We start from the raw sequence: 23,844 nt of genomic DNA on the forward strand, positions 1-23,844 counted from the left end.
CCCTCGAAAGAAAATCAGCCGGCCATGGTCAGGCCGCCGGAGACGCTGAGCACCTGGCCGGTGACGTAGGCCGCGTCGTCGCTGGCGAAGAACAGGATCGCGCCCGGCAGGTCGTCCGGCTGGCCGATGCGGCCGAGCGGAATCGAGCGGGTGAAGGCCTCGACCAGCTTGTCCGGGTTGCCGGCGCCCTCCTTGTAGTCGGCGAACAGGGCGGTGTCGGTCGGGCCCGGGCAGACGACGTTGACGGTGATTCCGTGCCGCGCGTGCTCGCGCGCGATGGTCTTGGAGAAGGCGACGAGGCCGCCCTTGCAGGCGGCGTAGACCGCCTCGCCAGACGAACCGACCCGCGCGGCGTCGGACGCGATGTTGACGATCCGGCCCGCCCGGCGCGCGACCATGCCGGGAAGCACGGCGTGGTGCATGTGCAGCGCGCCGGTGAGATTGACGGCGATCAGCCGGTCCCATTGCGCCGGTTCGGTCTTGACGAACGGCCGGAACACGTCCCAGCCGGCGTTGTTGACGAGGACGTCGATCGGGCCGAACCGGGCTTCGACCGCGGCGACCGCCGCGTCGACCTGGGTCCGGTCGGCGATGTCGCAGGCGAAGGCCTCGGCGTCCCCGCCGCCGGCGCGGATGCCGGCCGCGACCTTTTCGGCGGCGTTGGAATCGAGGTCGAACACGCCGACCCTGGCGCCGTCGCCGGCGAAGCGGCGCGCGGTCGCGCCGCCGATGCCGCCGCCGCCGCCGGTGACCACGACGACCTTGCCTGCGAAACGCGTCATGACGAAATCCTCCCTCGGGACCGACATTGCGACCGCCGTCGATTTAGGACAGGATCATCGACGTCAGGCGATCTTTTAAGACAACATGTTGCTATATAGCCGGAGCGCCGTATCATGCGCAAGAGGGACTATGACCGCAACTGAGGAAAAAATTCGTGCAGGCGCTCCGGTCGCCAAGATCGAATTGGCGAACAGGCTGTTCTTTCGCCTGTATCAATGCGCAAATATGTTGCATAAAACCGGAAGCCGGGCGGTCGAGGCCGAGGGCCTCACCACCCAGCAGTGGGCGGTCCTCGGCGCCCTGTCGCGCAAGAAGGCCGAAGGCGGCATGAGCGTCGGCGACCTCGCCCGCTACCTGATGGTCAGCCGGCAGAACCTCGCCGGGCTCCTGAGCCGGATGGAGCGCGACGGGCATATCGCGGTCGCCCCGGACACGCGCGACCGCCGGTCGCGGATCGTCGCCATGACCGACGCCGGCCGCGCCACCTGGCGCGACCTCGCCCTGCCGAAGATCCACGCCTACTACGACCAGATCCTGGTCGATTTCTCGATCAGCGACACCGCGCACATGCTGCACTATCTCCTCAAGATTTTGGAGAACATGCAGCGTCTCGACGCGACGGCGGCCACGGACCCGATCGCGGACGACGCGGACTAGCGGCGCCTCGCCGAGCCGGCGGATCGAGGGCCCAGAGCGCGGCGCACCGGACCTCCGCGCGGAAGGTCGTCGTCTCCGACGAGGCGCGCCGCGTTTCCCCGCAGCGACGACAGGACGTCGGAACCTGACGCGGACGCCAGCGGTAGGGATGGCGGTCGTGTTCGTGCAGGCCGCGTGAACCGAGAGGGTATCGTCGTTCTGCCCAAATGGAACAACGCGCCGGTCAAATCGATCTGGGGTTGACGGCGTCTTCGGCGCCGACTCGGACGATGTTGGCGGTCGCGAGGGTGTTGCGCTCTAAATAGACAGTAAATTAACGTGTAATGTCGCCGTCATGGAGAGCGATTACAGATACTGGAAAAGTTTTCATTGTTCACCTATGACAAACTGATGTTGAAAATGCGACGGTGGGGGCAAGCGCATGTCTAGCACTCAGTCTTCCGGCGCCTCTGCGTCGGCTCCGACGATTTCAGGGGCAGTTGGCGGACAGACGACCGCTCCAGGCGCAGCCGTCGACCCGTTCGCCGGCGTAACGATCGGCGACGCCAACGCCAACGCGACCGACACGCTGACCATCACGCTCTCGCACGGCGGCGTCGGCGGGACGCTCAGCGACAGCGGCGGCTTCAGCAAGCTCGGCGGCGGGACGAACGGCGTCTACACCCTCGCCGGCTCGGCCGCGACGATCACGGCCGAACTCGACGCGCTGGTCTTCACCCCGCCGGCGGGGCAGAATTCGTCCTCGACCACGACGTTCACGCTGAGCGACGCCAGCAGCGCCTACGGCGCGACGTCCTATGGCAGCACGCCGACGGTCCTGTCCGTGTTGCCCAGCAGCTCCTTCCCGAGAGGCGTTCCGGTACTCGACGGAAGCGGCGACGTGTTCGGCGTCACACAGGATGGCGGCGCCAACGGCGAGGGCTCGGCGTTCGAACTCGTCAAGACCGGGGCGAGCTATACGCAGGTCACGCTGCAGAGCTTCAACGGCGCGGCGAACGGGTCGTACCCGATCGGGGGGCTGATCGCCGACGCCAACGGCGACCTGTTCGGGACCACAGGGTACGGCGGCGCGTCCGGCGGCGGCACGGTGTTCGAACTCGTCAAGAGCGGATCGTCCTACACGCCGTCGACGCTCGTCTCGTTCCCCAATAACGGACTGCCGGAATCGGCTCTGCTCGCCGACGCCAACGGCGACCTGTTCGGGACGACCTACGGCGGCGCGGGCTCGGTTTTCGAGCTGGTCAAGACCGGCTCGTCCTACGCGCTGAACACGCTCTACGCGTTTTCCAGCATATATTCTTACTCCGGCCCGATGGCGGGCCTCATCGCCGACGCCGGCGGCGACCTGTTCGGAACGACCGTCGGGTACGGGGCCAACAGCGATGGCAGCGTGTTCGAACTCGTCAAGAACGGGACGTCCTACACGATGACGACGCTCGCCTCGTTCAACGGGACGAACGGATCCGCGCCGGAAGCGCCCCTCGTCGCCGACGCCGCCGGCGACCTGTTCGGGACGACCACCCAGGGCGGGGCGAACAACGGCACGATCTTCGAGCTCGTCAAGAGCGGGTCGTCCTATGCGCTCACGAAGCTGGCTTCCTTCAGTAGTTACAACGGCACGTACACCGACGGCCTGACGATTGACGCCAACGGCGACCTGTTCGGGACGACCTATAACGGCGGCGCCTCCGGCGGCGGCTCGGTGTTCGAGCTCGTCAAGTCCGGCGCGTCCTACGCGTCGTTGCTGACGACACTGGCCTCGTTCAGCGCCTCGACCGGCGACGAACCGGTGGGCATGTCCGTCGACGCCAGCGGCAATCTGTACGTGACGGCGTTCATGAAAGGCGTGACCGCCAGCGGCGCCGTCGGCGGCGGCGCGGTGCTCGAGCTTCCGCTGGTCTTCACCCCGACCGCAACCGTCGATTCGACGACCACGGTTGCTGTCCAGCCCGCCGTCGCCCCGACGATCTCCGGGACGGTGGCGGCACAGGCGACGACCTCCGAGGCGCCCGTCGACCCGTTCGCCGGCGTAACGATCGGCGACGCCAACCCCAATGCGACCGACACGCTGACCATCACGCTCTCGAACGGCGGCGCTGGCGGGACGCTCGCCGACGGCGTCGGCTTCAGCAAGCTCGGCGGCGGCGCGAACGGCGTCTACACCCTCACCGGTTCGGCCGCGACCGTGACCAGCGAACTCGACGCGCTGGTCTTCCCGCCGGTCGCCGGGGCGCCGAACACGAGCGCGACGACCACCTTCACGTTGAGCGACACGAGTAGCGCCTACGCGACGGCGACGGTCGATTCGACCGCTTCGGTGATCGACGCCGATCCCGCCGTCGCCCCGACAATCTCCGGGACGGTGGGCGGGCAGGCGACGACCTCCGAGGCGCCCGTCGACCCGTTCGCCGGCGTAACGATCGGCGACGCCAACGCCAACGCGAGCGACACGCTGACCATCACGCTCTCGAACGGCGGCGCCGGCGGGACGCTGTCCGACGGCGTCGGCTTCAGCAAGCTCGGCGGCGGCGCGAACGGCGTCTACACCCTCACCGGTTCGCCTGAAACCGTGACGAGCGAACTCGACGCGCTCGTCTTCACGCCGGTCGCCGGGGCGCCGAACACGAGCGCGACGACCACCTTCACGCTCAGCGACACGAGCAGCGCCTACGCGACGGCGACGGTCGATTCGACCGCTTCGGTGATCGACGCTGATCCCGCCGTCGCCCCGAGCCTCTCCGGGACGGCGGGTGGGCAGGTGACGACCTCCGAGGCGCGCGTCAATCCATTCGTCGGCGTGACCGTCGGCGACGCCAACGCCAACGCGACGGACACGCTCACCATCACGCTCTCGAACGGCGGCGCCGGCGGGACGCTCACCGACCCCGGCGTCTTCAACAACCTCGGCGGCGGCGCGAACGGCGTCTACACCCTCACCGGTTCGCCTGAGACCGTGACGAACGTGCTCGACGGGCTCGTCTTCACGCCGAATGCGGGGCAGCCGAACACGAGCGCGACGACGACGTTCACGCTGAGCGACACGAGCAGCGCCTACGCCGCCGCCACGACCGACTCGACCACGACCGTGACGGACGTGGACCCCGCGCTTCCGCCGACCATCTCCGGCACGGTCGGCGGGCAGACGACGGGCGTCGCCTCGACGATCGCGCCGTTCGCCAACGCAAGGATCGCCGATTCCGTCGCCGGCGCGATCGACACGGTGACGATCACGCTGTCGAACGCCGGCGCCGGCGGCGCGCTCTCCGGGGCGGGCCTCGCGGGCGGGACGGGCGGCGTCTACACGCTCGCCGGCTCGGCGGCGACGGTGACGAGCGAGCTCGACGGGCTGGTCTTCACCCCCGCCGCCGGGTCGGCCAACACGACCACGACTTTCACGCTCGCCGCCGTCAGCAGCGCCGAACCCACCGCGCTGTCCTCGACTCCGACCGTGCTCGCCGCCTTCGGCGGTCCGGACGGCTCCTATCCCCAGGGCCTGGCCTCGGACGCCGCCGGCGATCTGTTCGGCGTCACCAACAGCGGCGGGTCCGGCGGCGCCGGAACCGTGTTCGAACTCGTCAAGACGGCCTCGGGCTATGGCGCGCCTCAAACCCTGGCGACGTTCGCCACCGACGCGGGCGGCGCCAACCCCAAAGCCGTGACGCTGGATGCGTCCGGCGACCTGTTCGTCACGCTCAACTCCGGCTCCGGCGCGTCGGCCGACGGCCAGGTGGTCGAGCTGGTCAACACGCCTTCCGGCTACGGCGCTCCCCAGACCCTGGCGACGTTCACCGGGCCGAACGGCGCGGACCCGGTGGCTGGCGTGACGTTCGACGCCGCCGGAGACCTGTTCGGGACGACAACCGGCGACTGGGTCAACAACCACGGCACGGTGTTCGAAATGCCGAAGTCCGACACCGGTTTCGGCGCGCTCGTGACGCTTGCGTCGTTCAATTCCTACAACAGCAAGCCCATCGGCAGTGATCCGTTCGGCGACCTCGCCGTCGACGCGTCCGGCAACCTGTTCGGGACCGCGAGCTCCGACGGCCTCGGCGGGGACGGCACGGTGTTCGAACTCGCCAAGACCGGCTCGGGATACGCCGCGCCGGTCGCCATCGCGTCCTTCGGCTATTTCACCGGCCAATTCCCCGTTGGAAACCTCGATATCGACGCGGCGGGCGACCTGTTCGGCACGACGAGCGATACGGTTTTCGAGATCGTGAAGAGCGCTTCGGGCTACAGTGCGCCCGTGTCGCTGGCGACGTTCACCTATGGCAATGGCCTCAAACCCGGTGGCCTCATGCTCGACGCCTCGGGCAACCTGTTCGGGACCGCGATGTACGGCGGCGACGGCGGCGCCGGCACGGTGTTCGAGATTCCAAAGACGGCCGGCGGCTACGGCGCAATGGTCACGTTGACCGGCTTCAACAGCGCGACTGGCCTCTATCCCGCGGGAACCCTGCTGTCCGACTCGTCGGGCGACCTGTTCGGCGCGACGGGCGCCGGCGGCGCCGGAGGATCCGGAACCGTGTTCGAACTGGCGAGGGCCGCGACGCCCAGCGTCGACGCGACCACCACGGTGAACATCATCGCCTACGCCCCCACCATTTCCGGCGCCGCCGGCGGCCAGACCACTGCGGCGGAAGCGACGGTCACGCCGTTCGCCGCCGTCGCGATCGGCGACGCCAACGCCAACGCCACCGACACGCTCACCATTACGCTCTCGAACGGCGGCGCCGGCGGGACGCTCAGCGACGGCGTCGGCTTCAGCAAGCTCGGCGGCGGGACGAACGGCGTCTACACCCTCGCCGGTTCGGCCGCGACCGTGACGAGCGAACTCGAAGCGCTCGTCTTCACGCCGACCAGGGGCCAGCCGAACGCGAGCGTCACGACCACCTTCACGCTCAGCGACGTGAGCAGCGCGCTGCCCACGCCCACGGTCGATTCGACGACTTCGGTGACCGACGTCGCCGCGGCGGTCGCTCCGACCCTATCCGGCGCGACCGGTGGCCTCGTCACGACCTCGGAAGCCGCCGTCCATCCGTTCGCCGCCGTCGCCGTCGCCGACCCCAACGCCAACGCCAGCGACACGCTGACCATCACGCTTTCGAACGGCGGCATGGGCGGAACGCTGTCCGGAAACGGCCTCGCGGGCGGGACGAACGGCGTCTATACGGTCTCGGGCGCGGCCGCCGCGATCACCTCCGAACTCGAGGCGCTCGCCTTCACCCCGACGGCGGGGCAGCCGAACACATCCACGACCACGACGTTCACGCTGAGCGATGTGAGCACCGCCTACGCGACGCCGACCCCCGACGCCACGACGACGGTGACGAACGCCGACCCGGCGGTCGCGCCGGTCCTGTCCGGCGCGCTCGCCGGCCAGAAGACGACTCCGAACACGGCTTTCGCGCCGTTTGCGCAAGTGACGGTGGGCGACGCCAACGCCAACGCGACCGACACGCTCGTCATCGTCGAGTCCAACGGCGGCGTGGGCGGCGCGCTGTCCGGAACCGGGCTCGGCGCCGGCGCCGGCGGCGTATACGCGCTGTCCGGCGCGGCTGCGACCTTGACCAGCGAGCTCGACGCTCTGATCTTCACCCCCGCAGCCGGTCAGATCGGGGCCACGACGACGTTCTCGCTGATCGACGTCAGCAGCCTTTATGCGGCGCCGACCGTCGATGCGACCACGACCGTGTCGGTCATCCCCGCCGTCGCGCCGACCCTCTCCGGGGCGACCGGCGGCCAGACGACGACTTCGGAGGCGGCGGTCGACCCGTTCGCCACCGTCGTGATCGGCGACGCCAATCCTCATGCGACCGACACGCTGACGATCGCCCTTTCCAATGGCGGCGCGGGCGGAATGCTGTCGGGGACGGGCCTCTCCGGCGGCGCCGGCGGCGTCTATACGCTCGCCGGCGCGGCCGCGACCGTGACGGGCGAATTGCGGGCCCTCGCCTTCACCCCGGTCGCCGGACAGGCGGACACGACCGCCGTGACGACGTTCACGCTCAGCGACACGAGCAGCGCCTATGGCGCAGCGACCGTCGACTCGACCACGTCGGTGACGAACGTAGACCCGGCGGTCGCGCCGACCCTGTCCGGCGCGACCGCCGGGCAGGCGACGACCTCCGAGACGGCGGTCCTTCCGTTCGCCAACGTGACCGACAGCGACGCGAACGCCAACGCGACCGACACGCTCGCCATCACGCTGTCGAACGGCGGCGCCGGCGGAACCCTGTCGGGGAACGGCCTCAGCGGCGGGACGAACGGCGTCTACACCCTCCCCTCCGGCTCGGCCGCGACCGTGACGAGCGAACTCGACGCACTCGTCTTCACGCCGGTCGCCGGGGCGCCGAACACGAGCGCGACGACCACGTTCACGCTGAGCGACACGAGCAGCGCCTACGCGACGGCGACGGTCGATTCGACCACTTCGGTCATCGACGCCGATCCGGCCGTCGCTTCGACCCTATCCGGGGCGATCGGCGGTCAGTCGACGACGTCCGAGGCGACCGTCAAACCGTTCGCCAGCGTCACGATCGGCGACGCCAACGCCAATGCGACCGAAACGCTCTCGATCACGCTGTCGAACGGCGGGGCGGGCGGAACGCTCGCCGGCGCGGGCCTGGTTGCCGGCGCGGGCGGGGTCTACGCCCTCTCCGGCTCGGCTGCGACCGTCACGAGCGAACTCGACGCCCTCACGTTCACCCCGGCCGCCGGAGCGCCGAACACGAGCGCGACGACGACGTTCACGCTCAGCGACACGAACAGCGCCTACGCCGCCGCGACCGTCGACTCGACCACGACGGTGACGAACGTCGACCCGGCCGTCGCGCCGACCATCTCCGGCGTCCAGCACGGTCTGACGACGACATCGGCGGCGCCGATCGGGCCGTTCGCCCATGTCGTCATCGGCGACGCCAACGCGAGTGCGACCGAAACGCTGTCGATCACGCTATCGAACGGCGGCGCCGGCGGAACGCTCGCCGGCGTGGGCTTGATCGGCGGGGCGGGCGGCGGCGTCTACACCCTCTCGGGCTCGGCCGCGACCGTGACGAGCGAACTCGACGCGCTGACGTTCTATCCGGCGCCGCGGTCGACAACGACGTTCACGCTCAGCGACACGAGCAGCGCCTTTGCCACGCCCGCGACGAACGCCAACGCCTCGGTGACGGACGTCACCGCGCCGGCCATCGTCGCCGCGTCCTATGTCGGGTCGGGCTCGAGCGGACACTGGTCCCTGTCGGGCGCTGCGGACGCGGGCGACACGGTGACGATCTACGACGGCGCTCACAGGCTCGGCTCGACGGTCGCGTCCGGCGGCGTCTGGACTTTCGCCGGCGGCAACAACACGGCGGTCCGCGACTTCACGGTCACGGCGACGGTCGCGGCGGGGAACACCAGCGCGCCTTCGAGCGCGTGGTATGAGGGAACGCCCGGAAACGACACCTTCTCGTTCGCGTCGCAGGCGGCGCTCGCCGCGGCGGCCGTGATCAACGGCGGGGCGGGCGTGAACACGGTCCAGCTGACCGCCGGCGCCGCCCTGACCGACGCGGATTTCAGCGCGCTCCACAGCATCGAGGCCCTCGCGCTGAGCGGCGCAAGCAGCGTCGCGCTCGGTTCGAACGCCGCCGCCGCCGGCATTTCCGCGGTGACTCTGCTCGCCGGGGCCGCTGGTCCGACGAGCATCGCCGACAGCAACGCGGGAACCCTCGCGGTGAACGCGGCGGGCCTCGGCGCGGGCGACACTTTGCAGGTCTCGGGCTCGACCGCGGAGGCGATCGCGAACCTGGCCGGCAACCTGAACGCGTCGGCGGCCGGCGGGACCCTCTCCGTCGCCGCGGTCGGCGCGACGCAGCAGACGATCGCCACGGGCTCCGGCGCCATCACGGTGACGGACAACGCGGCCGGCGGGAGCCTCGCCATCGACGCCACGGCGCTTCTGGCCAGCAACTCTGTGCGCCTTTACGGCTCTGCAGCGGCGACGGTCACCAACCTCTCCGGCGCGCTCGGAGCCGCCAATTCCAGCGGGCCGTTGACAGTCACCGCCGTCGGGACGACGGCCCAGTCCGTGACGACGGGCTCCGGCAAGGCCTCGATCACCGACAAGGGCGCGCGCGGCATGAACGTCAATGCGGCCAAAATGGCCGCGGGGAGCACGCTGACCCTCGCCGGGTCGGCCAACGAAACGGTCTCCAATTTGGCCGCCGGCCTGGATGCGTCGGCGGCCAGCGGGACCGTCACCGTCGCCGCGGTCGGCGCGACGCAGCAGACGATCGCCACGGGCTCCGGCGCCATCACGGTGACGGACAACGCGGCCGGCGGGAGCCTCGCTATCGACGCCACGGCGCTTCTGGCCAGCAACTCTGTGCGCCTGTTCGGCTCTGCAGCGGCGACGGTCACCAACCTCTCCGGCACGCTCGGAGCCGCCAACTCCAGCGGCGCGTTGCGAGTCATCGCGACCGGGACGACGGCCCAGTCCATGACGGCGGGCTCCGGCAATGCCTCGATCACCGACAATGGCGCGGGCGGCATGAACGTCAATGCGGCCCAAATGGCCGCGGGGAGCACGCTGACCCTCGCCGGGTCGGCCGAGGAAACGGTGACCAATCTGGCGGCGAATGTGGTGGCGACCGGCCTCTCCGGCGCCTTGAACGTGACGACGACGGGGTTGGCCGCGCATACGATCGCGACAGGGTCGGGCAACGACTCGATCACCGCCACTCATGGCGGCGACACGATCCTGGCGGGAAGCGGCGCCGACACGATCAATGTCGCGGGCCACGCCATCGCCGACACCTTCACCTACTCGGCGGTGTCGGACTCGATCAACACCGCCGGCGGCCATGACGCCATCACGGGCTTCGCCGCCGGCGGATCCATCCACGATCTCTTCAACTTCTCGCCGCTCGACCCGAACCTGAACGTTCAGGGCGGCCTGTCCGGGGCCAACGCCACCGTCAGCGCCGACTCGATCGCCTGGCTCTACAACGGCGCCGGCGCCATGATCTACGTCAATGACACTGTGAACACTCTCGCCACGGGCAGCGCAAGTCTGATGGCGATCTCGCTGAAAGGGACGACATCAGGCCTGACCTCTCAAAACTTCAAGGTGTAGCGAGGGCGAAACCGGCAGCCGGCGCGCGACCGGCCCGTCTCGACCGACCGGACCCGCAGGCTGTGTTCGACGGCGGCGCGAGCCGCCGGCTTCTCTTTCGGGGATTTCGCATCCGGATCGACGGTCTGCACGATCGTCTCCGGGGCGGGACGGGTCCGTCGTTCAGGGTGGCGACCAGCTGTGGGCGCCAACCGCGACGCAAAGCTCGCGCTGTCGCGCAAAGACGATTCATGCAGGGAGAACTGCCGGTGCTGTCATTGTCTGCGTTGGTGATTTCCAGCGCGCTCGGCGGTGTCGCCGATTACCTTCTGCGCGCCTGGCCGACCCGCGGGTCGCGGCGAGCAGGCGCGGTCGTTCACGACCAGAAGGCGCGGCGCGGCCGGGAGGGAGACCCGCCGAAGGCGGTCGCCGCTCAATCGGCGGCGAAACGCCCAATTTCAATCAGCGGCCCGTCGGGGTCGAATGGCGACGGGGCCGCTGGCCTGCGCGCACCCAGGCAGGAACGCCAACCCGAGCAGCGATCAAGCGCGCGCCCGGTCGCCCGGGCCGCGCAGGGGAATGGGTTGCGGGCGAGCCCGCCCGCTCAGGCCCGAAGCCTGAAGCGAGACCGCCCCGCCCTGGCGCGACCAGACGCCGCGCCGGGTCCGCGGACAGGCGACCGCGACGCCGCGAGGCCCTGCCGGAAGCCGGCGACGTCGCAGGTCGGAGCCGTCGCTGCGCGAGGCGCGCGCTTCGACGGCGCCGCATCGCCGCCGCTGACGGCAGGGCGCGAGGGGGCATTGCAGAGGTTCCTCGCGGTCTCCGACCAGTCGGCGCGGCAGCCCCTGGTGGCGGGCGGCGTCACCGCCTGCCTGCTCCTCGCGCCCGTTGCGCCTCCGCTCGTGCTGGCGGCGCCGGCTCTGGCGACGTTCGGGGTCATTCCGAGCCTCGAGAGCGCAATCGCCGACCTGCGCGACCGCGGACGACTGAGCGAAGACGCCGCCGACGTCGTCATCGACAGTCTGGTGATCCTGGCCCAGACCTTTTGGGCGATTCCGTTGGCGATGATCCTGGTGTGGGTTCGCAAGCGCCTTCTCCTGGCGGTCAAGGACCACGCGCGGCAGGACGTCAGCCGCTACTTCCGCGCCGGCGCCAAACGGGTCTGGGTGCTCGTCGACGGCGTCGAGGTCGAGACGCCGATCGGGAGCCTGAGGCGCGACGACCGAGTGATCGTGCATGCCGGCGAGACGTTTCCGGCGGACGGGGTGGTGATCGACGGGACGGGGCTGGTCGACCAGCGTACGATGACCGGCGAGGAACGCCCCGCCGACCTGTTCGAGGGCCAGCCCGCGCTGGCGAGGACGCAGCTCATCGCCGGCCGCGTGACGGTTCGCGTGACGCGCGCAGGGGACGAGACGGTCGCCGGCCAGGTGGTGGCGCTGCTCGAGCGCACCACCGAGTACCGCCTGACGATCGACACGAAAGCCGAGGAGAAAAACGAGCGCACCGTGCCTTACCGCCTCGGCGCCGCGATCGCCGCGCTCCCGTTCCTCGGTCCCTACGGCGCGGCCGGCTTGCTCAACCTCGCCCATCCGGGGGCATGGGAAATCATCTACGCTCCCATCGGCATGCTGCATCTGCTGTCGAGCTGCGCGCGCGAGGGGATCCTCATCACCGACGGCCGCACGCTCGAGATCCTGCCTGGCGTCGACACGATTGTCTTCGACAAGACGGGGACCCTCACCGATCAGATCCCCCTGGTGGAGTCCGTGCGATGCGTAGCGGGCGTAAGCGAGCGGGAGGTGCTGCAATGGGCGGCGGCGGTCGAGCAGCGGCTCAGCCATCCGATCGCCCGTGCGATTTGCGCCGAAGCCGCGCGCAGGGGCGTGGCGCGCGCGGGCGCTGCGGCGCTCGAGTACACGATCAGCAACGGGGCCCAGGCGGACGTCGAGGGCGCGCCGGTGATCGTGGGCAGCGCTCGATACATGTCGGCCATGGGCGTCGATCTGTCTCGAAGTCCCTCGTCGAGCGAGGGCGGCTCGCCCGATGGCGTGGTCGTGCACGTCGCCCGGGCCGGACGGCATGTCGGATCCATCGTCGTGAGGCCGCGCATCCGTCCGGAGGCGGCCGCCGTCGTCTCCGCGCTTCGCGCTCGCGGAATCGCCGTCCGCATTCTCTCCGGAGACGGGCGGGCGCAGACCGCCCGGGTCGCCCGGGAGCTCGGCGTGGACGGATTCGACGCGGAGGTGCTGCCCTCCGGAAAATCAGAGGTGATCAGGCGGTTGCAGGCTCGGGGCCGACGGGTGTGCTTCGTCGGCGACGGCGTCAACGACCTCGTGGCGCTGAGGCAGGCGAACGTTTCGATCGCCGTCGCCGACGCCGCCGCCGCCGCCCAGGCGGTCGCCAGCGTGGTGCTCGTCGAACACGATCTGCGCCGGGTTCTCGATCTGCTCGAGGCGACCGACCGGTTTCGTGAGAGATCCGGCGCGGCCCTGGCGGTGACGGCCCCGATCGCGATCGGGGCCGCGGCGGGCGTGCTCTTCGGCAACTTCGGGTTTTTCGCGTCCGTGCTCGCCAACCAAGCGCAGGTGCTGTCCGGGGTCGCGGTCATGGCGCGCAAGTGGCCGCTTCGCTCGGACCCGTCCTCCCTGATTTCGCGCTGACGGTCCGGCCGTTCGACTTCGATCTGTCGCCGCGGCGAGCGACGTCGGGCGGTCCACGCAAGCTGCGTCGCGCCGTCCAGGCGAGCAGGAACGCCATCCCGCCTCGGCCGCGCCCGATCAGACCGACAATCGCCCTCCGCGCAACGTGACCACCAGATCGGCGATCGACACGAACTCATCGTCGTGGGTGGCCGCAACGACCGCGATTCCCGCCGCCCGAAGTTCGGAGCGACGCTCAGTGCACCACCATGTGCGCCAATTGGGCGATTTGTCGGCGGCCCATTCGTCCGCAATTGGGGGGAAACGCCACGACCGTCGCGACCGCCCCGCGCCCGAGTCGCGTCCCTCGAAGCCTTCCCAATCGGTCCGCGCCGCACGCGTCATCCCGGAGATTGAGGAATGGGCGAGCGGCGGGCGTCAGCGGCGGCCTGAAGCGATATCGTATCGGTCGCGTGAGGGACCAGTCGTCCGAAGTCCAGCCGAACGATCTGGTCGGCGACGTCGAAATAGCGGGAATCGTGGGAGACCGCGATGATTGTTCGTCCGCTTGCCGCGATCGTGGGCAGAATGGAGGAATAAAATCGCTTGCGAAACTGAGGATCCTGGTCCGCCGCCCACTCGTCCAGCAGCAGGAACGGGCGAGTCTCGGCGAGCGCGACAGCGAGCGCGACGCGTCTGCGCTGCCCGCTCGAGAGATCGAGCGTGGTGAATGCGCGTCCCTCGACCCTGGTCTTGTGATCGATCTCGAGGAGGGCCAGCAACGCATTGATTCGCGGGCCGACCCCGGCCGGCAGCCCGTAGAGCCGATCGTAAAGATGCGCGTCGGCGAAGACCGCGGTGAACAGGTCCCGGTGGGAGGCGATGTCGACCGGCGTGTCGTCGAGATGAATGTCGCCGGACTGGGGTCGGGCGAGGCCGCAGATCAACTGCATCAACGTGGATTTACCGCTGCCGTTGCCGCCGACGATGAACGACAGGCTGCCGGGGGGGAACACGCAGGAGACCGGCCCGAGCGCGAAGCCGGATATGCCGGGCGCGGGGTCGGGTCTGCGGTAGACGACGTCGCCGAGGCTGAGGCGGGGCGGGGCGAAGCGCTTCAGCTCTGCGGCTTGGGTCGAAGGGCCGGGACCGATCAGTCGCGCGAGCGCCGCGTCTCGGGGCGCGCGGGCGCGGGGGACTTCGACCGAGGCCGGAAGGGGCCGGGGAGGCGGGGTCGGATCCGATCCCAGTCGACGCTCCGCGTCATCGAGGGCGTCGAGCGCGCCGCGGAGCTGCCGGCCGTCGGGCAGGGATTGCAGGGCGATGGTCTGCAGGAGCAGGAGCGCGACGGCCACCGTGCCCGCGGCTTCCTTTTCAGCCGGAAAGAACGCCATCGCCGCCAGAGCGATGACGCCTGCGCTCGTCAGGGCCAGCGACTCGCGAAAGGTCTGGGTGGCGGAATCCTGGCGATGACGAACGCCGCCCGCTCGCGCGATGATCGCATTGGCCGGGATGAACCGGTCGCGGAGAATCGCCGCCGCGCGCAACGGATCGAGTCGCAGCTCCTTGAATCCGCTCACCAGATCCGCAACGCTCGCTTCATAGACGCGCTCGCCTTCGGCAAGCGCTCGACGTTCCCGGGAGGGGTGGTTTCGCAGGTAGACGAACCCGGCGGCGGCCGCGAGGACAAGCAGCACCGAAAGTCCGAGAAGCGCATTGAAGACCACCGCCATCGCGAGCACCGCCAGAACATTCGCCGCCAGGGACAACAGACGCGCGAGCGGAAGGTCGAAGAAGGCGACGCTGCGGAGCATCCGGTTGAGAATCGCCGACAGGCGTCCTGCGCCGAATTGCTGAAAGCCGATCGGGTCCGCCGCGATGACGCGCCGGATGAAGCGCTCCTGCCGATGGACGGCGTAGATCCAGCAGAGAGCCGAGAGTTCGATGTCGGCGAGATCGAAAGACACGCGGGCGCTGACGCTCCCGGCGGCGAAAACGAGACCCATGATCAGCGTTTCGACGTCATCGAGGTCGCCGTATAAGGCGGCCCCCAGAGCGACGCTCAGGGCGAGGCGGCCCAACACCTGAGCGCCCAGAAATCCGATCAGCGGCCTGAACGCGCGCTGCGCGAACGGCGTCTCGACGCGGGACGGATTCATGGGCGCACCAGCGCCGCGATGCGCCCCTCCTCGAAAACGACGCGTTGATCGCAGCGGTCGAAGTATCGGTCGTCGTGGGTGACCGCGACCACGCCGCGGCCTTCGTCGCGCAACCGGGGAAGCAGCTCGTCGTAAAAGTAGGCGCGGAACTCGGGATCCTGATCGGCCGTCCACTCGTCGAACAGGACGAAAGGCCGCGGCTTGCTCAGGGCGACCGCGAGCGCGAGGCGGCGCCGCTGGCCGGACGACAATTGCGTAGCGACAATCTTCTCGCCGTCGAGGCGGGTCACACGGTCGAGCGAAAGGCGGGCGAGCGTCGCGGCGAATTGCTCGGACGCCGCCGGATCGAGGCCGTGGACCTCGTCGAACAAATGGAAGTCATTGAACACCGCCGTGAACAACAGGGCGCGCGCGGGAGCGGAATACGCCATCCCGTCGAGCAGGACCTCGCCTGCGGTCGGATCGTCGAGGCCGGCGAGGAGCCGAATGAAGGTCGTCTTGCCGCTTCCGTTGCCGCCCACGATGAAGGTGATTTCGCCGCGCCTGAGCGTGAGCGACACAGGCCCGAGGCGGAATCCGTCGCGAAGCCGGTACTGGCGCTCCGCTTGCACGAAGCAGATGGTTTCGATGTTCGCGGGCAGCGCAAACGCCGGAGGGGCGCCGCCGCTCGCGAGCGCCTGCCCGATCCGCATGAGCCCTTCGAGATGCGTCCTGTGGCGCAGCAGGTCCTCGCTGTCGCGGGCCATCTCGATCTCCAGGTTGACGATGGCGGCGATGATCAGCACGCCAGCCAGCAATTGGTGGCGGACCAGAACGTCGGACAGAACGAAGGCGATCAGCGCCAGGACCGCGTAGCCCGCAAGGACGATCGGGCGCAACAGGATGCGGCTGCGCACCCGGGCGAAGAGCATGCCTTGCCCCTGGCGCTCGAGCGCCCTTCGACAACTGGACAGGATTTCGCTCCGGCGGCCGGCGTTCAACTTGATCCCCTCCAGTCCGTGCAGGAGGTCGTCGATGACCCGGCGGTAGCGGGCTTCGGCCTGGTTCGCGAGCTTGCTGGTCTTTTCGAGCGATCGGGCCGGGCGTGGCGAGCGGCGCATACCCAGGAGGAACGCCGACGCGAGCAGCAGCCCGATCAGCGGCTGAAGCAGCGCCATGAGCGCGATGCAGGCGACGACGGTCGAGGCGCCCCGCAAGAGCCGGACGGCGATCACGAGACCGTCCGCAACGGACTGGCGGTCGGTGAGGAAGGCCTCCAGCACGACGGACGGACCAATGCCTTCGAGCGTCGCGAAACGCGTCGCCGTCACGGCCTGCGCCAGGCGCAGGAAGAACGCGGCGACGGCGTCCTGGTCGAGGCGGGACATGACCGACGCCTGAACGCGGGCGAGGACGTTGTAGAGGACGATCGCCGCCAGCAAGACCTGGCCGAGGAAGAATTCATCTTGTGGCGTCCGGTCGAACGCAAGCAGGCGCGCCAGCCCGTAAAGGAGGCCCGCGTAGGCGGCGCCGACGAGCATCGTCAGTCCGGCCGCCGCAACCGTGCGAGCGGACGAATAGTCGGCGAGCAGACGATAAAAGACGACGAAGGCGCTCAGTCTGACTGAGGGCGCCGCAGCGGAGCGAGCGTTTCGGTCGCTGCCGGCGGCGGGCTCTTTCGTCCAGCCCAAAAGCGTTTCGTCCGTCATCAACGCGCCGCTCCCGAGCCCTGAATCTCAGCGCAATGCCGAAGGCGGACCGGCCGGTCGCGGAATCGGCGGATGCGGCGGCCTGCTGGCCCGGCCGGCGCAGCCGGCGCCGAATGGCGACACGATCGCGATCACGGCGTTCGATCCGGGGGCGAGGCGCGCGACGCAGCGCTGCGATAGAGCGTCATCTCCACGCGGCCCCCGGCCGCGCCGCTCGGATCGACCGCGCTGGCCGCGTCGGGATGCGCCGCGGCGAGGATCGCGATCGGGGCGATGCGGCTCGGATCGACGTGCTTGGCCTCCAGCCCATGCTCTGCGGTCTGAACGCGCTTCAAGGAAGCGAGCAGGGTGTCGATTTGACCGCCGCCCGCGTCCGGTCGGCAGGTCAATTCGACCTGGACCGACGGATCGGCCGCCAGAACCTCGGCGACCGCCTGCAGGGTCGCCTCGCCGTCGACCGTGAGATCCGACGAGCCGGCGGCGAAGGCGAGCGGCGGCGGGCGCCAGCAATCTCGCCACCCCGCAGGCGCAGGGTTCGGCGCATCCGGGCAGAGGCTCGTGCGTCGCCGCTCGGCGACTTCGTTGCGCAGCAATCGCGCCGACTGAGCGTGCGGCCCGTCCGGAAACAGCGCGAGCATCACCGCCGCCGCAGCGTCCTCGCCGATTTCCGGTCTCGACCCAAGCGTTTGCTCGGTCGCCGCCTTCGACTGGTCCTCCCCCACTTCACGGCCGCCTGTCTCGGCGTTGCTGCGGGCCGTGGACCCGCGCTCTGCGGCCGATCGATCGAGCGCGTCGCGTTCCGTCGCCGCGTCCTTCGCCGAAGCGCCGTCCGGGAAAATCGTCACGTAGGCGTCAAACAGGCTGCGGTCATGTTTGCGCTGCGCCTCTTGAAACAAGGTCCTCGCGATCGTTTCGCGGACGGCGGCGCCGGCCTGGTCGGCGGCCTGCTGGGTGGCCGAGGCGGGCGGCGGCGGCGCTCTGGACAGGTCGAGGACTTGCTCGGCGACGGAGGCGCGCCTGGCCCGGGACAAGGGCACCGCTCCGTTCTGGATCAGATATCCCCCCTCGCCGGCCGCGCGCCCGGACATGAATTCGCCGGCGAACTCGCGAAAGCCGGAGACCAGACTGAAGTTGGCCGACTTGACCACCAGACGCATGGGACGCGAAAAGCGATAGGAGTCGCTCAGGATCGTTTCGGCGCTGGGCGTGACGCCGTCGATGGCCACCGGTTGCAGCCGATCCGCGTGCTGCTGGAGGTCGCCAAATCGCATCACCGCAATCGACCCTGGCGTCGACCCCAGCCGGGCGATCGTGTCGTCGAGACTCGCAGGCGTCGCCTGGACGATGGGGTCGCCGCGCAGCGACCTGCAGATCCGATTGAAGGCGATGTCGTCCGTCCGGGCGAGGGCTGCGATCGGAGGGATGGCGAAGCAACTCGGCCGCTGCAGCAACCCCGAAACGAGCTGCCGCAGCGCCGAACCGGCGGGAGGAACGAGAACATGGATCGGGGCGTCGGGCAAACTCGGCGCGACGTCCCTCCACCGCGTCAGCGGATTGGCGACGATCGGCACGAGGATGGCGGGCACGCTCGCGTCCTGACGCGCCGCGGGATCGGGGATTTCGGCCGCCACGGCGCGGAACAGATCGACCCGGGAGATGCGCGCCGGAGCGTCGTCACGGCTGCGGACCAGGACAAAGGCGTCATAGGCGACCACCAGAGGCACGAGGTCCTGGACGCCGTTGGCGATGCATCGGCTTCTTTCCTCCGCCGACAGATCCCGCGTCAGCAGCGCGGCGTCCGGCGATTCGAGGCCGGCGCTCGCGCAGAGCAGGGAAACCGCGCCGTCGGAATCGGCCGTCTCGATCTTGGCGAACTTCTGCCGACTGCGCGCGCCGACCGCCTCGACGACCGAGACCGCGTAGCGATTGAGGCTCGCGGGCGCGACCAGCCAGACGTAGTCGCGGTCTTCCGCCGGCCGCGCCGGCGAAACGGCGGCGAGCGTCAGAAGGCACGCCAGCGTCCCCGCCGCCCAACCACCGACCGCGCCCGTCATTCGCGCCGCCGCGGATCCGAGGCGAGCACGAGCAGCAAGCCGAGAACGGGCGTGAGCAGCAACGAGCCGAAAAAATAGCCCCATCCGCCGAGCTTGCGCCGCCGTCCGGCCAGTCCGAGCAGGAGCGCCGCGATGAAATAGACGCCGAGCGCGAGTGCGAAGGTCATTGGTTCGAGGACCATAAGACGTCTCCATGATCCGCCTGCTCAACTGTCCGGCAGGTAGTAGGTCGCGGCGCCCTCGGCCAGCTTCACGACGACGGGCGCGCGGGTGTAGAGGGCTCCGTTGCGGGCGAAGGAATACAGGCCCTTCGCGCCCTTCCAGGCGAAGCTGAAACGCAACTCCGAGGCGAGCGCCAGCGGATTGCTTCCCCGGCAACGCACAATGAGCGCCGCGAGGAGGTTCGCGGCTTCGTAACCTTCCAGGCTCCAGCCGTCGGGGCTCCGGTCGTAGCGCGCTCGGTAGGCGGCGCGGAACGCCGCGACGCCCTCGCGCGTGTCGGCGGGGCTGAGGCGCACCGGCGCGAGGACCGGCAACGGATTCGAGCCCAGGGCCGACCTGAACCCGTCCGCGTCGATGTGTTTGCCGAGCAACAGGGGAACGCGGGCGTTCCGCTGATACATCTGCTCCGCCAGCGCGACCGCCTGGGCGTCGTCGGCGGCGATGAACGCGGCGTTGAACTGCTTGCTCGCGAGGTCTGCGATGACGTTTCGGAAGTTCGTCTCCCGGGCGGCGAAAGCGCGCTCCGCGACAATCGACATGCCCAGACGCGCGGCCTCCACGGAAAAGGACGCGCCCAGGCGCTCGGCCTCGGGCTGGCGGCTGCGAAGGATCACGACGCGGCGAAGCCCCTCGGTGAAAGCGAAGGTCGCCATGTGCGCCGCGATTTCGCCATCCGACTCGATGGTGGTGAAAACCATCTGGAAACCGTGTTGGGTGAGGGTGTCGTCGGTCACGAGGGCGTTGAGATAGAGCACGCCGGCCTGTTCGTAGGTGATCGAGGCGGCGATCGCCGCGGAGACGGTGGCGTGGCCGATCACGGCGACCAGATCCGCATGGCCGGTGAGCTGGCGCGCGGCGGAGACCGCGGCGGCGCGCTGAGAAGCCTCGTCCGCGCCTCCCTCGACAGAAACCGGGACCAGGGAGAAGGGCCTGCCGAGGGGCCCCCCCTTGGCGTTGATCTGAGCGATGGCGAGCTCGACTCCGGTCCTGACGGACCCGGCGGGACCGGGCTCGTCGACAAATCCGATCACGATCGGCGGCGGCCGAGTTGATTGCAGCGGCGCGCCGAACGCGGCGGCGGGAAACGCCGCGGCGGCGGAGACGCCCAGCAGAAACGCCCGCCGCTCGAGGGCCGTCTCGATCGACCCGCTCGCCGCCGCTTTCATTGACCCCCCAGGATCAGCGACGGGCTGGCGCCGCCGCCGCCGATGACGACGGTCTTCGCATTCGACGAGCGCGCCAGGTCGCTGGTCGACTTGATGGCCTCCCACCGCAGCAGCGGATCCGAAAGATTGGTTGAGACGATCTGGTTGAAGGCGCGAATGCCGTTTGCTTCGATCTCCTTGCGCTCGGCCTCGTGGCGCTCCGTCACCAGGCGAAATTCGTAGGCCTGCGCCTCCTGTTGCTGGACGAGCTTCCTGGCGATCGCGTCCTTGACGTCGGGCGGCAGCTCCACCGACCGGATGATGATGTCCTCGATGGTGACGAACTGCTGGCCGGTTTCATCGATCGCGCGCGCGATGATCTCGGTGAGGATGCCTGCCTTGTTTGTGTAGATGTCTTCAGGATCGGCCTTGCCGATGTTCCGCCTGAGAACCGACTCCACTTGGGGAATGACGACGGTTTGTAAGTAATTCGGGCCGACGCGCTGATGCAAAAGCCCAAGCATCTCGTATTCCGGATGATAGCGGATGGCGATGTCGAGCGTCACCGGAAGGCCTTTGTTCGTCAGAACGGTGATCGAATGGAGGGCCATCTGGGATCGGGTGTCGTAGATCGACATGGCGTCCAGCGGCGAGATGATGTGCAACCCTTCGCCATAGACGGTGTCGGTCACCGTGCCGCCGCCGAAGAGGGCGTAACGCACGCCAGCTTCGCCCGAGGGGATGACCACGACAATGCGCTTCCAGAACACGAGCGCGACGAACGCCACGAAGGCGAGAATGACGATCAGCGAGGGGACCACGCTCAGAAGCATGCCGCGACGAACGCCCGCCAGTGTCCGACGCAATCGGTCGAAGCGCGGATCCGGCGCAGCCGCGGCCTCCGACTTTACGCTCAGGAACTCCGCAACCGGGTCGTCGTCAGTGGCGCGCTCGGCCATCACTTGCAAATCCGAAAACCTTCGATGCGACCGGATCGTCGACCCTCAAACGCACCATGCCGCTTCGACTGATCCAGCCCCCGCACCGGCCGACGCCGGACAGGCGATGGGCGGCTCGGACCCGCTCCGCAGGAGCGGCGAAGCGCCTGTTCGCCGCGTCGCGGAATGAACCCGTTCAGCGGGCCCGGAAACTCCCGACGCCAGGCCCGCGACAACCGCTCAGGCCTGGGCCACCTTCGGTTCGGGAGCGAGCCCTGCGCGGTCGGCAGGACTGTCGTGAGCGTCCGGGCGTTCCGACTCGTCGTGGGCTTCCTGCGCCACCTGCTTGCCCTTCAGGAACTCCATCCGAAAGCGCTCCCGCAACCTGGCGGGTTCGAAGTCGAGAAGGGCGCCTCCCGACTCGAAGTGATGCACGAAGACCTGACCAACGGCATAGGTCAGGGCGCCGCCGAGGACCGCCAGACTGGCGCCGCCGACCAGCGACCCGACGCCGGGGATGAGTTTGACGAAGCTCGCGACGGTCGAGGCCGCCGCCACGGGGATCGCAGAGCCGACGAGCGAGAGTACGATCGAGGATGCAGAACTCTTGGAGAAGCTCTTGTCGTAGATCCCGCACAGCCCGTGGACCATCTTGAGCTGAACGGCGAGCAGCGCCGCCAAATCAAAGACCGGCGCCGGGACCATGCCGACGGCGAGCGCGGCGATCACATACGTCTTGATGGTCGACTGAGCCTTGGTTCGGACGTCGTCCACGAGCAGCGAATCGACAAGATCAGACTCATCGACTGCGGTTTCCTCCTCGTAAGCCAGCGGCTCGGCTCCCGAGGCGTCGATCGCCGGCGGGACAACGACCTTGACTTGCGCGTCTGACGCCACGGCTTCCAGAGCCGTCGGGGTCGGTTCGAGAGCCGGCGAGCCCGTCAAATGACCGGCCTCGTCTGCGCCAATGGCGCCGTGCGGCCGCTCTCCCTCGTCAGCCTCCGAAGAGGGTCTGTTCCCTCGATCACGGTTTTGGCTCTTTCTGGTAGAATCCATGGAATTCACGCTGGCCCCCGCGGCTCGACGATCACACTGTTGACTTTGGGGCCGGGACCTAACGCCTTCATGACACCCGACCACGCATCAAGCCGCGGAGCCAGAGACGCAGCGTCCTCAAGGCGCTCGCGACCTGCGTGGTCACGAAAGGGTTTCCCGAGCTCCGGAGCCTTCCTTCAAGAGGCCGGCCCGGGTGCGGGGCGCTCCCCGCGAGGCGACGGACCAGGCGACGCGCCCCTGAGTAGAATCCGACGCTTACCTTTCGGACCGGTTGGCGACCAAGTGGCGAAGAGCGGCGGCGGGGTTCGCCGGCTCGCAGGAGGTCTCATGTCACGAATTGTTCTCGTTGTCTCGGCGGCGCTGTTGCTGTGCGGGTCGTCCGGACTTGTGCTTGCCGACCAAAACGGCCTCGTCACGGGCGCGGTGGGGGGCGCTGTCGCCGGAGCGGTCGTCGGCGGTCCGGTCGGAGCGGTGGTGGGCGGCGTCGGAGGCGCGGCGGTCGGAAACGCCGCCACCAATCACAGAAGCTACCATCGCGGCTACGCCTATCAGCCGTATCCTTATCATCACCACCACCACCGCCACTACGATCAGTACTGATCGATCGACGGCGCCCGATGGCGGGGCGTCGTCGCCGCCAGGGGTTCGCCGGCCCGCGATAGACCACCTCCACCCGGATCTCTCTCGAACGGCGCGCGCACATCGGCGAAGCGCGCGCCGCCGCGCCCGGCGCGGTCCGCTTCGAGCTTCCGCAACACAATCCCGGCGGAACGCGCCGCGCTTCCTGGAGAGGACGGCCAGTGCCTGAACCGGACGCCGCGTCGTCGATCCCGCCGATCCACCTCGAAGAAACGATCCGGGCGATCGCCGGGCTGCGCGCCGAACATCGTGCGAACGCCACCCGACACCAGCGCTTCGTCGACCGCATCACGTCGCTCATCGGTCGAGCGAATTTCATCGCGGCGCTGTCGGTCTTCGTCGTCGGCTGGGTGAGCTTGAACGGCCTGGCCGCGGCCCTGGGCTATCCCGCCCTCGATCCGCCTCCCTTTGCTTGGCTGACGGGCGCAACGTCGCTGGCGTCCCTCTATCTGGTCATTCTGATCCTCACGACGCAAACGGGAGACGACCGCCTGACCCAGCGGCTCGAGCTCCTCAATCTGGAGCTGACGATCCTGAGCGAGCAAAAGATCGCCAAGGTGGTCGCCCTGCTCGAGGAGCTTCGTCAGGATAGCCCGCAACTCCACGATCGCATCGATGAACTGGCCGACGCGATGTCGCGGCCGGCGGACCCTCAGTCGGTGATTGACGCAATCAAGGAAACACGCTCCGAGTCCGCTCACGTGTCGCGCGCCGAAGGCGTGTAGACGAAATCAACGCCCGATGGTCTGTCGATGAACACCACG

The 23,844-nt window shown here is 69.1% G+C and carries 13 protein-coding genes; 5 read left to right on the forward strand and 8 right to left on the reverse strand.

The window, feature by feature from the left end; translation table 11 throughout:
• Positions 1–14 precede the first annotated feature (14 nt).
• A complete protein-coding gene (badH, locus tag DFR50_RS03820; protein WP_113887968.1) occupies positions 15–782 on the reverse strand; it encodes a 2-hydroxycyclohexanecarboxyl-CoA dehydrogenase in 768 nt (255 codons plus the stop codon).
• Between the two features lie 130 nt (positions 783–912).
• On the opposite strand from badH, the gene DFR50_RS03825 reads away from it, so the two are divergent.
• The 3 genes from DFR50_RS03825 (at position 913) to DFR50_RS03835 (ending at position 13,200) form a co-directional block, all read left to right on the forward strand.
• Positions 913–1,440 carry a MarR family winged helix-turn-helix transcriptional regulator gene (locus tag DFR50_RS03825; RefSeq protein WP_113887875.1) on the forward strand — a complete coding sequence of 176 codons (528 nt, stop codon included), beginning with the start codon at positions 913–915 and terminating at the stop codon, positions 1,438–1,440.
• 421 nt (positions 1,441–1,861) lie between these two features.
• A complete protein-coding gene (locus DFR50_RS31870) occupies positions 1,862–10,558 on the forward strand; it encodes a choice-of-anchor tandem repeat GloVer-containing protein (RefSeq protein WP_170153040.1) in 8,697 nt (2,898 codons plus the stop codon).
• Between the two features lie 779 nt (positions 10,559–11,337).
• Positions 11,338–13,200 (forward strand): HAD-IC family P-type ATPase, encoded by a 1,863-nt coding sequence (locus DFR50_RS03835; protein ID WP_170153041.1) that lies wholly within the window; start codon positions 11,338–11,340, stop codon positions 13,198–13,200.
• 380 nt (positions 13,201–13,580) lie between these two features.
• Here DFR50_RS03835 and DFR50_RS03840 read toward each other — a convergent pair whose 3' ends face one another.
• The 7 genes from DFR50_RS03840 to DFR50_RS03870 all read right to left on the reverse strand — a co-directional run bounded on the left by DFR50_RS03840 (position 13,581) and on the right by DFR50_RS03870 (position 22,282).
• Positions 13,581–15,338 (reverse strand): ATP-binding cassette domain-containing protein, encoded by a 1,758-nt coding sequence (locus tag DFR50_RS03840; protein ID WP_113887877.1) that lies wholly within the window; start codon positions 15,336–15,338, stop codon positions 13,581–13,583.
• Entirely contained in the window at positions 15,335–17,026 is a 1,692-nt protein-coding gene (locus DFR50_RS03845; protein ID WP_113887878.1) for an ATP-binding cassette domain-containing protein, read from the reverse strand. Before DFR50_RS03845 ends, DFR50_RS03840 begins: the two co-directional genes overlap by 4 nt.
• Before the next feature lie 131 nt (positions 17,027–17,157).
• The gene (locus DFR50_RS03850) at positions 17,158–19,080 is read right to left on the reverse strand and encodes a substrate-binding domain-containing protein (RefSeq protein WP_170153042.1); all 1,923 of its coding nucleotides are present in this window, start codon (positions 19,078–19,080) and stop codon (positions 17,158–17,160) included.
• Positions 19,077–19,262: a hypothetical protein gene (locus DFR50_RS03855; protein WP_113887880.1), complete on the reverse strand. Its 186-nt coding sequence runs from the start codon at positions 19,260–19,262 to the stop codon at positions 19,077–19,079. Before DFR50_RS03855 ends, DFR50_RS03850 begins: the two co-directional genes overlap by 4 nt.
• Before the next feature lie 24 nt (positions 19,263–19,286).
• Positions 19,287–20,468 carry an ABC transporter substrate-binding protein gene (locus DFR50_RS03860; protein WP_113887881.1) on the reverse strand — a complete coding sequence of 394 codons (1,182 nt, stop codon included), beginning with the start codon at positions 20,466–20,468 and terminating at the stop codon, positions 19,287–19,289.
• Complete coding sequence (locus DFR50_RS03865) at positions 20,465–21,406, reverse strand: prohibitin family protein (protein WP_113887882.1); 942 nt, start codon at positions 21,404–21,406, stop codon at positions 20,465–20,467. Before DFR50_RS03865 ends, DFR50_RS03860 begins: the two co-directional genes overlap by 4 nt.
• 219 nt (positions 21,407–21,625) lie before the next feature.
• Complete coding sequence (locus DFR50_RS03870) at positions 21,626–22,282, reverse strand: YcjF family protein (RefSeq protein ID WP_170153043.1); 657 nt, start codon at positions 22,280–22,282, stop codon at positions 21,626–21,628.
• Positions 22,283–22,768: 486 nt separating this feature from the next.
• On the opposite strand from DFR50_RS03870, the gene DFR50_RS32455 reads away from it, so the two are divergent.
• Complete coding sequence (locus tag DFR50_RS32455) at positions 22,769–23,041, forward strand: hypothetical protein (RefSeq protein ID WP_210208799.1); 273 nt, start codon at positions 22,769–22,771, stop codon at positions 23,039–23,041.
• A gap of 200 nt (positions 23,042–23,241) precedes the next feature.
• Positions 23,242–23,805 carry a DUF1003 domain-containing protein gene (locus DFR50_RS03880; protein ID WP_170153044.1) on the forward strand — a complete coding sequence of 188 codons (564 nt, stop codon included), beginning with the start codon at positions 23,242–23,244 and terminating at the stop codon, positions 23,803–23,805.
• The last annotated feature ends 39 nt before the right edge of the window (positions 23,806–23,844 follow it).

Source organism: Roseiarcus fermentans (genome assembly GCF_003315135.1).
In the GTDB taxonomy this organism is placed as follows: domain Bacteria; phylum Pseudomonadota; class Alphaproteobacteria; order Rhizobiales; family Beijerinckiaceae; genus Roseiarcus; species Roseiarcus fermentans.

Bases quoted from the DNA above. Each gene is read 5' to 3' on its own strand.
- DFR50_RS03850 (WP_170153042.1), bottom strand. From the start codon at position 19,080: ATGACGGGCGCGGTCGGTGGTTGGGCGGCGGGGACGCTGGCGTGCCTT.
- DFR50_RS03860 (WP_113887881.1), bottom strand. From the start codon at position 20,468: ATGAAAGCGGCGGCGAGCGGGTCGATCGAGACGGCCCTCGAGCGGCGG.
- DFR50_RS03840 (WP_113887877.1), bottom strand. From the start codon at position 15,338: ATGAATCCGTCCCGCGTCGAGACGCCGTTCGCGCAGCGCGCGTTCAGG.
- DFR50_RS03845 (WP_113887878.1), bottom strand. From the start codon at position 17,026: ATGACGGACGAAACGCTTTTGGGCTGGACGAAAGAGCCCGCCGCCGGC.
- DFR50_RS32455 (WP_210208799.1), top strand. From the start codon at position 22,769: ATGTCACGAATTGTTCTCGTTGTCTCGGCGGCGCTGTTGCTGTGCGGG.
- DFR50_RS03855 (WP_113887880.1), bottom strand. From the start codon at position 19,262: ATGGTCCTCGAACCAATGACCTTCGCACTCGCGCTCGGCGTCTATTTC.
- badH (WP_113887968.1), bottom strand. From the start codon at position 782: ATGACGCGTTTCGCAGGCAAGGTCGTCGTGGTCACCGGCGGCGGCGGC.
- DFR50_RS03825 (WP_113887875.1), top strand. From the start codon at position 913: ATGACCGCAACTGAGGAAAAAATTCGTGCAGGCGCTCCGGTCGCCAAG.
- DFR50_RS03865 (WP_113887882.1), bottom strand. From the start codon at position 21,406: ATGGCCGAGCGCGCCACTGACGACGACCCGGTTGCGGAGTTCCTGAGC.
- DFR50_RS31870 (WP_170153040.1), top strand. From the start codon at position 1,862: ATGTCTAGCACTCAGTCTTCCGGCGCCTCTGCGTCGGCTCCGACGATT.